Raw genomic sequence first — 12,867 nt, forward strand, 5'->3', positions numbered from 1 at the left:
ATTAGGAGCAAAAATTTTGCTCAGATAATGCAATAGGGATTGCTGAAAGACTTACTGCAAAATAATCTATTGCGTTTAAATTCCTTTACTGATTTTGAATAAATATTAGCTGTAAGGATTGCTCCAAAATTTACTAAAACTACAGTCAAGACCAGTAGCTCGATAGCGAGGTTGGTCATAAGATTACCCTCCTTAAACTTATATAAAACTCTATAACGACTTTGTAAGTATTGAAAAGAGTTTAAATTCTTATTTTTGGGAGTCTAAATCTTTCTTAGTTAGTTGCTTTTTTACCCTTAGCGATCATTACCACTGGTACTAAGAGATAAGTAAAGAAAGAGATTAAGAAAATGTCTATGTTCATTGGTTTTTACTATAAATTTTTTAAATCTTGCTCTATTTTCTCAAGTTTTTTGTTTAGTTCTGTTTTCTCCTTCAATAGAGCTTTTTTCTTTAATTGAAGTTCTTTGTTAAATGGAGAATTAAAGTACTTTTTGTAAGCTAGAAAAAATACAGCCAGTGCTACAACAATCCCTATCGCGCCAATTATTAGTATGGGCGAAGATGGAAAATCGTAGAATGGTACAGACAGTAGAAGCATTTAGACAAAACCTGGTATTATTTGGCCTGTTGTTAAGTAAGCTCCGACAGCAGCAATTAATCCAAGCATTGCGAATCTACCATTGAGAGTTTCTGCAACAACTTTTTCTTTTTCGATTGTTTTTACTTTAGGGTTTGAATTTGTCATTGGATTTGAAATTAGATAGTTTAAATTTTCGTTTTGAAATTGCTTGGTTAGATAAGCAACGAGGATAGCTGTGAAGAATACGATTACAGCTAAAAAACCTAAAAGAGGAGACATTAAAAAATACCTGGAATTATTTGGCCTGTAGTTGCATAAGCTCCCAAAAGTGCAACTAAACCGATCATTGCCCAACGACCATTAACTTTTTCTGCGTTTTGAGGATATCCATAGTAAGAAACAGATTGATCAACATAAGGACGAGGTTCAGTTGGAAAAATATTTTGCCTTCCACCTGATTCTGTAGTTATGTATGAAGAATTAGTCATTGGTTAAATAATTTAATTGTTAATAAACGTAACATTCTTATTAACTAATGTAAAGAAAAAGGTTAGAAATATGCGTATTTCGGTACTTTGTAGGCAATTACGATACATATATGTAACAATAAGATATTTATTTTTAATGTTGAAGCTAATAATTAAAATATCAACCATGCATATATTCAAAAATAAAAAGTACATCTTTTGTTGTTATCAAAATATATTTACTTACCTTATGTCCAAGACATATGAGACCCGCTAATAGTTAGTAATTGACAGTCGATCGATAAAGGGGCTTTCCTGATATCTACCTTTAAAACGGAAAAGTGGACCCGAAAACGGACGTCCACTTCTGAATAATTTCTTTGTACGATAGTGGAAGTTTCTTTAATACCAAGCTATCCCGGGAGTGCCCTCGTCGGGACTTGAACCCGAGACCTCTCCCTTACCAAGGGAGTGCTCTACCGCTGAGCTACAAGGGCAATTTAAAGTGGGCCGGGTTGGATTTGAACCAACGTAGGCAGAGCCAGCGGATTTACAGTCCGCCCCCTTTAACCACTCGGGCACCGACCCCCACTATTTGAACTTATCAGTTAATGGACACTTTGTGTGAAAATGTTTTGGTTTTTTTGTTTCTTTCTAGATAGCATTTGTAAAGAAAAGATTTTATTGATGATGAATATCTTATTAATAAATGGACCTAATCTAAATCTTTTGGGGACTAGAGAACCTGAAATATATGGGAATAAAACATTGAGTGATATCGAGAAAGACTTAAACATAACTGCAGAAAGTAAAGGAACCCTTCTTGAATGTTTTCAAAGTAATCATGAAGGTGAAATAGTTGATAAAATTCAAGATTCGGTTAACAAGATTCAAGGCATTCTTATAAATGCTGGCGCTTTTACTCATACCTCCATCTCGATTAGAGATGCTTTGATTGGATCAAAAATTCCATTTGTAGAGTTACATATATCAAATATTTTCAGTAGAGAAGATTTTCGTAAAGAATCTTTTCTTACAGACAAAGCTATAGGAATAATTAGCGGATTCGGGATATCAAGTTATTATTTAGCACTTGATGGGATAATTGAATATTTGAGTAGTAAAGACTAAATGCTAGTGGACTTTAGAAGACCTTCTTCCCATATTAAATATTTATCATCATTTACCTCAGATAATTGGATACAAATTGCATTATCTAACCCAATAGAAATTCTTATTGACCATGCTCATTGCGAGCGAAAAGCTGCAGGTGTAGCTCTTCAATTAATGTTTAGATATCCTTCTGAACCAAATTTAGCTGAAGTTTTAAGTCCAATTGCTAGAGAGGAATTAGAACATTTTGAAAAAATACTTTATTTTTTAAAGGATCTTGGACATTCACTTAAGGCTTTGAAACCTCCTCCATATGGAGCTGAATTGTCTAAAAATATAAGAAAAGAAGAACCTAAAAGGATGCTAGATAGTTTCTTGATCGCAGGACTCATTGAAGCAAGAAGTCATGAAAGACTAAGTTTGCTCGCTCTAAATTCAAAGGATAAATCTTTTAGAGACCTTTATGAGTCTCTGCTTAATAGTGAGGCAAGACATTTTGGAATTTATTGGAAACTAGCGCAAACTAAATTCTCTAAAAATCAAACTTTTGAAAGGTTGGAGGAATTGTCTAAATTTGAGTCAGAGATACTCGCTAGCACTTGTCTCATGCCAAGGGTACACAGCTAGTAATATAATTAAATTAAGATGTTAATAAAAAAATTTTTAAAAGTATTTAAAGATTATAAAAGTGGTTCGGCATCATTAACCATCGTTGGTGTTGGACCTGGAGATCCGTCACTTTTAACAATTGCAGCTGTAGATGCAATCAAAAAAGCGAAAGTTATAGTTTTTCCGATATCAGATGATAATAAGAAAAGTTTTGCAGCAGAAATAGTCAAGAAATATATCAAATTTAAAAAAAATATACCTATCATTTTTCCAATGGCGAGGAAGGATTTTGATCCTGATGAGATATGGTCTAATGCGGTAGAAAAAATTGTGAATCTTATAAGAAATAGCGAATCCGTTGTTTTACTTTGCCTTGGAGATACCTCGCTATTTGCAAGCTCATCTAATATTTTGAGGATAATAAAACATAATCATCCCGAAATTATTACTAAAACAATACCTGGAATTTCCTCTATTTCAGCAGCAGCAGCTTTGAATGATTATGATTTAGTTAAAAAAGGTGAGACTTTAATAATCAAAGAATGCCCTTCTTCAAAAACAGAATTAACATCCCTAATTAGGGAAAGTAGAGGAAATAATACCGTATTGGCCATTATGAAAGTTGGGAAAAGATGGAATTTAGTAAGGGAAATTTTAAAAAAAGAGGATATTATCAATAAATCATTAATTGCCTTAAGTGTAGGTATGGCCGATCAAATTATTCAATATGCTTCTCAATATAAAAAAGACGTTATGCCTTATTTCTCTTTGATTTTGATAAGGTTCGATTAATGAATAAACCAGAAAAATTCGTTGCCAATCAATTTACATGGCCAATATCTAAGGAAATATTATTGCTTATTCTCGAAGATAAGGTAAGTGATGTTTTTGTTTGTGAATTGGTTTGGGAAAGACTTTTTTACATTAGAGAAACAACACTAAATTATTGGGTTTCTAGTACATTAACTCCTAATTATTGGTCAGAAAAATTTGGAAAGGCTCCTCAAATCATTTCAGAGAGAATAGCATCAGTACATTTGACGCGATCAATTCCAAAGGAATACAAACAGGGATTGAAAAATTTTCTGAATTTTAAAGGTTATAAGATTAATGAACTTTATCCAAGAAGAACTAGGAGAGCGACCGCAGTAAATTGGTTGATTTATTGGGCTAATGAAAATAATTCTTTTTCAAATCATAATAATCTTATACCAAGTCCAAGTTATCCATCAGTTAATCCAGCAATAGGCCATTTTGGTGATCCAGAAATCAAATAATTTCTTTACCAAGGAAAATAAATCTATTAAAGGTATAGTTGTAATAGGTACCATTTACTTTGGAGATAAGAATTGACTCTTCCAACAATAGCGATAATTGGAAGACCAAATGTTGGTAAATCTACCTTGGTGAATCGTCTTTGCCAAAGTAATGATGCAATAGTATTTGATAAACCCGGCGTTACAAGAGATAGGACTTATCAGAATGCTTCTTGGGGAGGTAGAGAGTTTCAAATAGTTGATACGGGAGGCTTGGTTTTTGATGATGATAGTGAGTTCCTCCCAGAGATACGAACACAAGTATTCTTGGCTTTAGAAGAAGCCTCACTCGCATTACTTGTGGTAGATGGTAATCAGGGTATTACTGATGGTGACTTATCAATTGCAAAATGGTTAAGAAACTCAAGCTGTAAAACAATTGTTGCTGTTAATAAATGTGAATCCACTACTTTTGGAATCTCTTTAGCTTCCGAGTTTTGGAAATTAGGATTGGGCGAACCTTATCCTGTTTCAGCGATACATGGTTCAGGTACTGGGGATCTTTTAGATCTAGTTATTGGCGAACTTCCTGAAAATAGTATTCAAAATGAAGAAGAAAAGATAATGATGTCAATTATTGGCAGGCCAAATGTTGGAAAATCTAGTTTGTTAAATTCAATCTCAGGAGAACAAAGAGCAATAGTAAGCGATATTAGTGGAACAACAACTGATTCAATAGATACTCTTATAAAAAAAGGTGATAATCAATGGAAAATTATTGATACTGCAGGGATTAGAAGAAAGAAAAATGTTAAATATGGCACTGAATTCTTTGGTATTAATAGGGCTTTCAAATCTATCGATAGAAGTGATGTTTGTGTATTAGTTATAGATGCTATAGATGGAGTGACTGATCAAGACCAGAAGTTAGCAGGGAGAATAGAAGAGCAAGGCAGAGCTTGTATAATTGTTGTTAATAAATGGGATCTTGTAGAAAAAAATAGTTCAACAATTTATCAAGTAGAAAAAGAGCTTAGATCTAAACTTTATTTTTTACACTGGTCTAAAATGATTTTTATATCTGCCCTGACTGGTCAAAGAGTTGATAATATTTTTGAGCATGCTCTCAAGGCTGTAAATCAACATAGAAGAAGAGTTACAACATCTGTAGTTAATGAAGTTCTTAAAGAATCAATCAGTTGGAAAAGCCCTCCAACTAAAAGAAGCGGCAAGCAGGGGAGGCTTTATTACGGTACTCAAGTAAAGAATAAACCTCCCACTTTTACTCTTTTTGTAAACGACCCTAAATTATTTGGAATAACTTACAGAAGATATATTGAAAAACAAATAAGATTAAATTTAGGCTTTGAAGGCACACCCATTATTTTACTTTGGAGAGGGAAACAACAAAGAGCATTAAATAAAGAAGTAGAAAGGGAAAATATTGAGTTAATTCAAAAAGATTAATGAATATACTCACAAAATTTTCAGTTGGTCAATACGTTTATGGCAATAGAAGTTGGCTAAGAATTATAGATAGTAGATTAAAAATAATTATAGTAATGATATTTCTAATAACTCCAATCTGGGCAGGCCCTTTATGGAGATTGAGTTTAGTGGGTTGTTTATTATTGATTACTTTTTTAAGTTTGTTGCCATCAAGAGTATGGTGGCGATCATTGAGTTTTCTCTTCTGCTTATCATTATTGATTGGATGTTTATCAGTACTTGTTTCTTCAGATATTCAATCTATTGATGGCTATTTAAGAAATCCCAACGAGTTGCAAGTGGTAGTGGAAAACAATAAAGAATGGAACATTCTACAAATTCCTTCGCAGAAAATATGGTTTATAAGTTTTGGTCCCTATAACTTATCGAGAAAAGCCCTTGAATTAGGGATAAAAACTTCCACTTTGATATTTACTGTTATTCATAGTGTTAATTTGATGCTTTTAACGACATTACAAGAGGATATTGTATGGGGATTAAGTTGGTTTTTGTATCCATTAAGAAAAATTGGATTACCAATAAGTAAGTGGCTTTTTCAATTATTAATTGCATTACGTTTTATTCCTTTAGTACAAGAAGAATTTCAAAATATTATTAAGTCATTCTCTGTTAGATCAATAAATTTTAGAAAATTAGGACTAAAGAAATCATTTAATGTCTTATTAATTTTAGTGGAGAGATTATTTCAAAATATATTTATGAGAATTGACCAAGGAGCAGAATCATTGCTCTCAAAGAAAAAAATTATTATAAAAATGAATAGATTTAGAACCCTTCATCCTTCAAAATCATTGAATGTAATTGTTAATACATTATCGATATGTTTTATTTGCATAGCAATTTTTCTTAGAAAACTGTATGGTGCATTATAAATAACAAAGTATTTAGTTTGAGTTCCGAGCGTTATTTGAATCATCCAACATTTGGCATGTTGTACCAAGTCTCTCCAGGAAATGATGGTAGAGATATATATGCCACTTTGTATGCCCAAAAAATGTTTTTTTTGGTAGAAATTAGACAGAGAGAAGTTTTTTTTGAAGTTATTCCTTATTTAGATGCACGTAATCAGGCCGAATTAAACCTTCAAAAAGCAAGAAGAAAAGGTTCTGAAGAACTGCCTAAATGGGAGAATTTATTTACACAAACTTTTTTATAAAAGGTGAATCCTTCAAATTATTTAAAGATAAAAAATAAAATCCCTTCAAATGTAAATATACTTGCTGTAAGTAAAGGATTTAAAAGTCAAGAAATCAAGACTATTCAAAATGCAGGTCAGAATGATTTTGGTGAGAGCAAGTTTCAAGAGGCATTTGAAAAGCAATTGAATTTAAAAGAATTTAAGCAAATTAATTGGCACTTTATTGGGAGAATACAAAGTAATAAAATAAGAAAGATAGTTCAAAATTTTAAATATATTCATTCAGTTGATTCATTCGAGAAGTTGCAAAAGATTTCTAATATTTCATTGGAGGAGAAGAAAAATCCATACATAATGTTGCAGGTTAAGTTGAGTGATGACCCTACTAAAGGAGGTTTTAGACCTGAATTATTAGTATCGAAATGGAGAGAAATCAAAGAATTGAAAAATATTTTATTAACTGGTTTGATGACTATTAATCCTAAGGGACTTAGCTCTATGGAAAATTTAGAATTGTTTAAAAAATGTCGCTCCCTAGCTGATTCTCTTCAACTTCCAGATTGCTCAATGGGAATGTCTGGGGATTGGGAAGAGGCTGTTGAAGCTGGGTCAACTTGGATAAGATTAGGTTCTTTGATATTTAGAGATAGCTCATAATTAGTTATTTTTTATAAAAATCTTATCTATAAACTTGCAGTAAAGTGCAAGTAACGTTATTTAAGTATAGGTAGTTTATCCATTTATAAAATGGATCTATTACTTAAGGTTTTTTATACCTTAGTAATCAATTTCAAGAGGATTTAAAAGGTGTCACTTATTTCTAGATTAAAGGCAGTTGTTGCAGGGGATGAGTATCTCGAGGATGATTTTGATGATTTGGATTATGCTTCTGGAGATGAATTGAATGATGTAAATGATTTTAAACAAAATCATAAAAACTCTAATATACTTGCTAATTCAAATCCATTCGAATTTATGAATAACAATAGATCATCAAAAGTTGTAGGAATGCCTGGGATATCAAATTCATCTTCAGAAGTAAGCTTAATGGAACCAAGAAGTTTTGATGAGATGCCTCAAGCTATTCAAGCATTAAGAGAAAGAAAAACTGTAATTCTTAATTTAACTATGATGGATCCCGATCAAGCTCAAAGAGCAGTAGATTTTATCGCAGGTGGGACCTATGCGATTGATGGACATCAAGAGAGAGTGGGTGAAAGCATTTTTCTTTTTGCTCCAAGTTGCGTAAATGTAACAAGTTCCCTCCCAGAAGAAGCTACTCCTTCTAATGTGTCTGAGAAAAAAACACCACAATTTAATTTTGAAAATAGCACTGCCCCCGAACCAGCATGGGGTAATTCTAAATTAAGTGCTTTTTCATGATTAATCTGTGACTGATAAAATTGCGATTATTGGTTTTGGAAATATTGCAAATGCTATAATAACTCCTCTATTAGATAAAAAATTAATTAAACCAGAGAATGTTTTTTGTGTTGTAAATTCAGAAAAAAGTTTAGAAAATATAAAATATAATTATAAATACAATATAAACGTTTATAAATCAGGTTCTAAAGATTCAAAAATAATTTGGGATTGTCAATATAAACTTCTTTCGATAAAACCCCAACAATTTAATGATATAAATGAGGAGCATCCTATAAAAAATAAAGATAATTTAATAGTTTCTATTCTTGCGGGAGTTTCAATAAATAGACTTACTAAAAAGTTTCCTAACCATAAGTGTGTGAGGGTGGTTACAAATATTCCAATAACTATTGGAAAAGGTTTAACTGGAATTGCTTGGGGTGAAGAAATTACAAAAGATCAGAAAGAATTTACAAAAAAATTATTTGAAAATACTAGTAAGATTTATGAATTTGTTGAAGATTACCTTGATACATTTTTAGCTTTAACTTCATCAGGACCTGCAATTATTGCATTAATTATAGAAGCATTAAGCGATGGAGGATTAAGCGGTGGATTACCAAAAATACTTTCAGAAGAACTTGTTATGGAGATGATACTAGGGACTACTAGTCTAATAAAAGAAAACAAACTTACTACTTCTGAGCTTAAAAATTTAGTAACCTCTCCAGGTGGAACAACAATTTCTGCTTTAAGAGTTTTAGAAAAAAAGAGTGTAAGGTCAGCATTAATTGAATCAATAGTTTCAGCTAGTAATCGAAGTAAAGAATTTCGTTAGTTTTTGAAATTACCTTGTAAGTTTATATAAACTTTTTCAAGTGCATCTATATTTTTAGTAATTGTATATCTCTCAAGCACACGTTTTCTAGCTTTTTCCCCAAGATCTTTTGTAAATGAAGGATGTTCAACAAGAATTGGGATTATCGTTTTTAATTGTGAAGCCACATTATCAGTTGAAATAACTATTCCTGCCCCATTATCTAAAACTTCACCATCAGCTCCGGCATCTGTGGCTACACATGCAGTACCAGTAGACATTGCTTCTAAAAGTGATAATGACAAACCTTCTACTAAGCTTGGTAAGAAAAATACTTCTGCTATTTGCATTATCGCTACCCTAGTTTCTAAATCTAATTCAGCACCCCACCAAATTAATTTTTCATTAATTAGGTTAGAAAAACTATTTTCAAGTGTTGGCTTCATTGGTCCATCTCCAACAATAACTAATTTGCAGTTATTTTTTTTTGTTTGGCGCCAAGAACGTAAAAGTGCCTCGATATTTTTCTCATTGGCAATCCTGCCCATATATAAAAAGATTCTTTCATTTCCAAGTTTGTTTTTTACCTGATAATATTTTTTATTTTGTTCACAAAAAGGTTTCCAAATATTTTCATCAACACCGTTTGGAATAATTATTTGTTTTTCTTTAGGTACTCCTAATTTCTCAAGAACATTTTTTTGGGGTTCAGAAAAAATAATTATTTTATCGAATTTTGCAAGAGAAGGAGCATAAAGTTGATACGTTAATTGTTGAGTACTCGCAGTTAAATTTCTATTTTTTGCATCAAATGGTGGGTGAAATGTGCCTATAAGTGGAACATTAATTTCATTACAAAGCTCTGGAAGTCTAAAGTCTAAAGGAGATAAAGTTAGGCTTGCATGTACTATGTCAGGTTTTAATCTTTCCAATGATTGCCTTAGCTCTTTTTCTGCTCTTGGGGAAGGTATTGTATAAACTTGGGACTTTATTAAATAAGGGAGACTCACATCAGGGTCATTTGCGAGAAATAATGGTTTTGATGAATTCGAACTAGAGGGATTGTCAAAATGAATAAAACTAATTTTATGGCCTCTTGCCTTCAATTCCTCAGTAGTAGAATTACCATAGGTCACATTTCCGCAAAAAGGGGATTTTTTACCCAACCAGGCAATATGAACCACATTTTTTGAATTAACTATTTATAAAGTTAACAGTCAGAGCTCCCAAGATCATAATTTTAAAATTTATTCATGTTTCAAGAAAATGCTAACTGTATATTTCTCTCAACATTTTTAGTGAAGATAGATCTTTCTCTAGTTGATTTAAGATCCAAGTTTCAATAATAAATAATATTTTAAGCCAAACTTTTTTAGGGCCCAATAACTCTCCATTAGATTTTATGGGTAATTCGGGGAAAAGAAGTCTCTGTAATAAAGCAACTTCAGATGCATTTATTTTTAGATTACTTTGAGGATCTTCTATAGATGAAAAACCTTCACTTGGTAAATAATAACAACTCCATTCCCAATTTCCTAAAGGTGGAATAATAGGATTACCCGTTTTACAACAATGATGAACTGGTAAATTAATGCCCCCAATGGCTAATAGATGGATTAAAGATTGAATACTCATTGAGAGCATTTTAATATCTTCTTCTTTAGATTCTTCATATAAATAAATCCTATCTAGATGTGCAAGCACGCAAGATAAATAGTTTTGTTGCTTGTCATTATTCCCCACTAATAAAAATGTTAATTCAGTTATTGCTTGTGCTGCTGCAAGGCATTCAATATTTTTCCCCAGGCCAGAATAGCTTTTTAATATTTTAATTTGACGTACAGATTTAAGATTTCTTTTGCCAAAAATCTGCAGACTTAAATATGTTAATGGAGTAGCTGCGGCAAGACTACTTTTTGGACGTCTGGCACCAGGTACTGCTAATCGAACAATCCCTTGCTCATCGGTAAGAATAGTTATTAATCTATCATTCTCGCCTAATGGAGATGCTTTAATACACAGACCTTCTAGTCTGCACTCGCCAGAACCAGACATTTAAATAACTTTTACTTCTTGAAAAATCTCACAAAAATTAGAAGTTCCTACGCAACTAATTCCATTATCAAGCAAATCAATAACTTGTGTCAGTTTTTTTATACCACCTACAACTTTGATTTGATTTTGGGAGCCTGTTATTTTTAGTATTTCGACTACATCATTAGATGTTATTGGAGGCCCAAACCCGTCTCCGAATTGAAAATTTTTTATTCCTAATTCCAAAGATATTTCTATCGCATTGTACAAAACTTCTTTTTGTAGTTTTGATTTATTTATGATTATTGAAACTGGTAATCCAGATAACTTAACTTGCTCTATTTCAGCAGCGAAAGTTTCTAAATTTCTTTTGGATAAATTGATAAAATGTGGGCTATATTCAATTCCATTTGCACCATTATCTTTTGCAAAATAAACTAATTTTTCAATAAACGAAACTGGTAAATCTGCTAAAGGGTAAGAAATGAGAACGTTTATATTTGAGCTGTAATTACTCAAACGATTTTTAATATCAACTAAATAATTCAGTGAAGTTGAAATATTCTTAATATTATATTTTTTGATTAAATCGCAATTCGCACAGAAATCTTCCCAAGTTAGATAGGGGTTAATAATAATTGCGTGAATTTTCTCGTTTAATTCATATTCAATATTGGGCATTTAAAAGTTATTTAGATTGAATCAGTCCATAACCTCCATGATTCCTTTTATATATGACTTGAAGTTCATTATTTCTCTTATTTCGAAAAACATAAAAATCATGATCAATTAGATCTAATTGTTTTCTTGCTTCGTCTGATGAAATTGGATTCATTTCAAAGTATTTATTTTTTATAGATGGCTCAGGCAGACTTGCTTCAGTTCCTTCTTTAAAAAAAGCTTTATCTAAAAAATTTGATTCCACAGTTTCAATTGGTAAAGAATCTTTATTTTTAAATTGTTTATTATGGGTTGTTTTATTGTTTCTTTCTTTGTATTTGCGTAATTTTCTACAAAGTTTATTTGAAACTAAATCAATGCTTGAGTATAGATTTTCAGTTTTTTCTTCAGCTCTAATTACGGTACCATTTGCAAAAATAGTAACTTCTGCAGTTTGGAACGAGACTCTTGGATTCTTTTCAATTGAAAGGTGTATGTCAGCTTCTTTAACGATATCCTTATAGTGATGTGTTGCTTTTTCTATCTTTGCCTCAGTATATTCTTTTAATGCTCCAGTGAGCTCAAGATTCTTTCCATGAATTAAAATTTTCATAACAAATCTAAAAATATTTACTTACTTTCTAAATCTACTTAAATATGGATAATAGAACAGCAATAATTAAACAACCTGATAATATTTCTTCTTTTAACGATGTTTATAAATTACAAAAAGAATATCAGGAGGCATTGATTTTAGACAATTCTAACCCTGATTTTATTTGGATAGGGGAGCATCAACTCTGTTATACATTGGGGAGAGGATCTAATTACGATAATTTACTATTTTCTCTAAATGATACTAAATATGATGTTTTTAAGATTGATAGAGGTGGTGAGGTAACTTGTCATATGCCAGGACAATTAGTAACGTATTTGGTTTTAGATTTGAAAAATTTTAATAAAGATTTAAATTGGTACTTAAGAAAAATTGAAGAAATTATAATAAAAATCCTTGGAGCTTTTAATATAGATTGTCATTCCAGAAAAGGGTTTACCGGTGTTTGGATAGGAAATAAGAAAATCGCATCAATTGGAATTGGGTGTAAAAGATGGATTACGATAAATGGATTTTCAATCAATATTGACTGCGAATTAGAAAACTTTAATAAGATTGTTCCTTGCGGAATAGAAAATTGTCTTATGGCAAATATGATTGATTACAACAAAAATTTAAATATTCAAGAAGTCAAGAGAATTGTTAAAAAAACCATCGAGGAAGAATTTAATTTTGATTTTATATCAAAATAGAAATTAAA

General features: G+C 31.4%; 18 protein-coding genes and 2 tRNA genes. 11 read left to right on the forward strand and 9 right to left on the reverse strand.

What is annotated here, in order from left to right; genetic code table 11:
- Nucleotides 1-373 precede the first annotated feature (373 nt).
- The 5 genes from HA141_RS02165 to HA141_RS02185 form a co-directional block, all read right to left on the reverse strand.
- Nucleotides 374-601, reverse strand: a complete 228-nt coding sequence (locus tag HA141_RS02165) for a M protein (RefSeq protein ID WP_209116504.1) — start codon at nt 599-601, stop codon at nt 374-376.
- Entirely contained in the window at nt 602-862 is a 261-nt protein-coding gene (locus tag HA141_RS02170; protein WP_209116505.1) for a chlorophyll a/b-binding protein, read from the reverse strand.
- Nucleotides 862-1,071, reverse strand: a complete 210-nt coding sequence (locus HA141_RS02175; protein ID WP_209116506.1) for a high light inducible protein — start codon at nt 1,069-1,071, stop codon at nt 862-864. The genes HA141_RS02170 and HA141_RS02175 overlap by 1 nt, the downstream gene beginning before the upstream one ends.
- Before the next feature lie 404 nt (nt 1,072-1,475).
- Nucleotides 1,476-1,547: transfer RNA gene (locus HA141_RS02180), tRNA-Thr, on the reverse strand.
- A 9-nt stretch (nt 1,548-1,556) separates the two neighbouring features.
- A tRNA-Tyr gene (locus HA141_RS02185) sits at nt 1,557-1,638 on the reverse strand.
- Nucleotides 1,639-1,740: 102 nt separating this feature from the next.
- On the opposite strand from HA141_RS02185, the gene aroQ reads away from it, so the two are divergent.
- The 10 genes from aroQ (at nt 1,741) to proC (ending at nt 8,878) form a co-directional block, all read left to right on the forward strand.
- On the forward strand, nt 1,741-2,181 hold the full coding sequence (gene aroQ, locus HA141_RS02190) for a type II 3-dehydroquinate dehydratase (protein ID WP_209117890.1): 441 nt from the start codon (nt 1,741-1,743) through the stop codon (nt 2,179-2,181).
- Entirely contained in the window at nt 2,182-2,790 is a 609-nt protein-coding gene (locus HA141_RS02195) for a tRNA-(ms[2]io[6]A)-hydroxylase (protein ID WP_209116507.1), read from the forward strand. It abuts the gene before it with no gap.
- 18 nt (nt 2,791-2,808) lie between these two features.
- Entirely contained in the window at nt 2,809-3,564 is a 756-nt protein-coding gene (cobI, locus tag HA141_RS02200) for a precorrin-2 C(20)-methyltransferase (RefSeq protein ID WP_209116508.1), read from the forward strand.
- A complete protein-coding gene (locus HA141_RS02205; protein ID WP_209116509.1) occupies nt 3,564-4,049 on the forward strand; it encodes a DUF1823 family protein in 486 nt (161 codons plus the stop codon). Before cobI ends, HA141_RS02205 begins: the two co-directional genes overlap by 1 nt.
- Before the next feature lie 72 nt (nt 4,050-4,121).
- Nucleotides 4,122-5,495 (forward strand): ribosome biogenesis GTPase Der, encoded by a 1,374-nt coding sequence (der, locus tag HA141_RS02210; RefSeq protein ID WP_209116510.1) that lies wholly within the window; start codon nt 4,122-4,124, stop codon nt 5,493-5,495.
- Complete coding sequence (locus HA141_RS02215; RefSeq protein WP_209116511.1) at nt 5,495-6,409, forward strand: energy-coupling factor transporter transmembrane component T family protein; 915 nt, start codon at nt 5,495-5,497, stop codon at nt 6,407-6,409. The genes der and HA141_RS02215 overlap by 1 nt, the downstream gene beginning before the upstream one ends.
- A 17-nt stretch (nt 6,410-6,426) precedes the next feature.
- Entirely contained in the window at nt 6,427-6,693 is a 267-nt protein-coding gene (locus tag HA141_RS02220) for a PII-interacting protein PipX family protein (RefSeq protein WP_209116512.1), read from the forward strand.
- Nucleotides 6,694-6,696: 3 nt separating this feature from the next.
- Entirely contained in the window at nt 6,697-7,332 is a 636-nt protein-coding gene (locus HA141_RS02225) for a YggS family pyridoxal phosphate-dependent enzyme (RefSeq protein ID WP_209116513.1), read from the forward strand.
- Between the two features lie 150 nt (nt 7,333-7,482).
- The gene (locus HA141_RS02230) at nt 7,483-8,058 is read left to right on the forward strand and encodes a cell division protein SepF (RefSeq protein ID WP_209116514.1); all 576 of its coding nucleotides are present in this window, start codon (nt 7,483-7,485) and stop codon (nt 8,056-8,058) included.
- A gap of 7 nt (nt 8,059-8,065) precedes the next feature.
- A complete protein-coding gene (gene proC / locus HA141_RS02235) occupies nt 8,066-8,878 on the forward strand; it encodes a pyrroline-5-carboxylate reductase (protein WP_209116515.1) in 813 nt (270 codons plus the stop codon).
- Here the strand turns inward: proC and HA141_RS02240 are convergent.
- The 4 genes from HA141_RS02240 to hpf all read right to left on the reverse strand — a co-directional run bounded on the left by HA141_RS02240 (nt 8,875) and on the right by hpf (nt 12,164).
- Nucleotides 8,875-10,041 carry a glycosyltransferase family 4 protein gene (locus HA141_RS02240; protein ID WP_209116516.1) on the reverse strand — a complete coding sequence of 389 codons (1,167 nt, stop codon included), beginning with the start codon at nt 10,039-10,041 and terminating at the stop codon, nt 8,875-8,877. The two genes, proC and HA141_RS02240, sit on opposite strands and share 4 nt — an antisense overlap.
- Before the next feature lie 85 nt (nt 10,042-10,126).
- Nucleotides 10,127-10,912 carry a DNA repair protein RecO gene (gene recO, locus HA141_RS02245; protein ID WP_209116517.1) on the reverse strand — a complete coding sequence of 262 codons (786 nt, stop codon included), beginning with the start codon at nt 10,910-10,912 and terminating at the stop codon, nt 10,127-10,129.
- The gene (locus HA141_RS02250; protein ID WP_209116518.1) at nt 10,913-11,572 is read right to left on the reverse strand and encodes a 2-deoxyribose-5-phosphate aldolase; all 660 of its coding nucleotides are present in this window, start codon (nt 11,570-11,572) and stop codon (nt 10,913-10,915) included. It lies immediately after the preceding gene.
- A 7-nt stretch (nt 11,573-11,579) separates the two neighbouring features.
- Complete coding sequence (hpf, locus tag HA141_RS02255; protein WP_209116519.1) at nt 11,580-12,164, reverse strand: ribosome hibernation-promoting factor, HPF/YfiA family; 585 nt, start codon at nt 12,162-12,164, stop codon at nt 11,580-11,582.
- A 44-nt stretch (nt 12,165-12,208) separates the two neighbouring features.
- Between hpf and lipB the strand changes: the two genes are divergently transcribed.
- Nucleotides 12,209-12,859 carry a lipoyl(octanoyl) transferase LipB gene (gene lipB / locus HA141_RS02260; RefSeq protein ID WP_209116520.1) on the forward strand — a complete coding sequence of 217 codons (651 nt, stop codon included), beginning with the start codon at nt 12,209-12,211 and terminating at the stop codon, nt 12,857-12,859.
- Nucleotides 12,860-12,867 lie beyond the last annotated feature (8 nt).

The organism is Prochlorococcus marinus XMU1402, from assembly GCF_017696205.1.
Classification (GTDB): Bacteria; Cyanobacteriota; Cyanobacteriia; order PCC-6307; family Cyanobiaceae; genus Prochlorococcus_A; species Prochlorococcus_A marinus_AC.

Excerpts from the sequence above, each read along its gene's own strand:
- HA141_RS02165 (WP_209116504.1), bottom strand. The coding sequence starts at position 601 with ATGCTTCTACTGTCTGTACCATTCTACGATTTTCCATCTTCGCCCATA.
- HA141_RS02170 (WP_209116505.1), bottom strand. The coding sequence starts at position 862 with ATGTCTCCTCTTTTAGGTTTTTTAGCTGTAATCGTATTCTTCACAGCT.
- HA141_RS02175 (WP_209116506.1), bottom strand. The coding sequence starts at position 1,071 with ATGACTAATTCTTCATACATAACTACAGAATCAGGTGGAAGGCAAAAT.
- aroQ (WP_209117890.1), top strand. The coding sequence starts at position 1,741 with ATGAATATCTTATTAATAAATGGACCTAATCTAAATCTTTTGGGGACT.
- HA141_RS02195 (WP_209116507.1), top strand. The coding sequence starts at position 2,182 with ATGCTAGTGGACTTTAGAAGACCTTCTTCCCATATTAAATATTTATCA.
- cobI (WP_209116508.1), top strand. The coding sequence starts at position 2,809 with ATGTTAATAAAAAAATTTTTAAAAGTATTTAAAGATTATAAAAGTGGT.
- HA141_RS02205 (WP_209116509.1), top strand. The coding sequence starts at position 3,564 with ATGAATAAACCAGAAAAATTCGTTGCCAATCAATTTACATGGCCAATA.
- HA141_RS02215 (WP_209116511.1), top strand. The coding sequence starts at position 5,495 with ATGAATATACTCACAAAATTTTCAGTTGGTCAATACGTTTATGGCAAT.
- recO (WP_209116517.1), bottom strand. The coding sequence starts at position 10,912 with ATGTCTGGTTCTGGCGAGTGCAGACTAGAAGGTCTGTGTATTAAAGCA.
- HA141_RS02250 (WP_209116518.1), bottom strand. The coding sequence starts at position 11,572 with ATGCCCAATATTGAATATGAATTAAACGAGAAAATTCACGCAATTATT.
- hpf (WP_209116519.1), bottom strand. The coding sequence starts at position 12,164 with ATGAAAATTTTAATTCATGGAAAGAATCTTGAGCTCACTGGAGCATTA.
- lipB (WP_209116520.1), top strand. The coding sequence starts at position 12,209 with ATGGATAATAGAACAGCAATAATTAAACAACCTGATAATATTTCTTCT.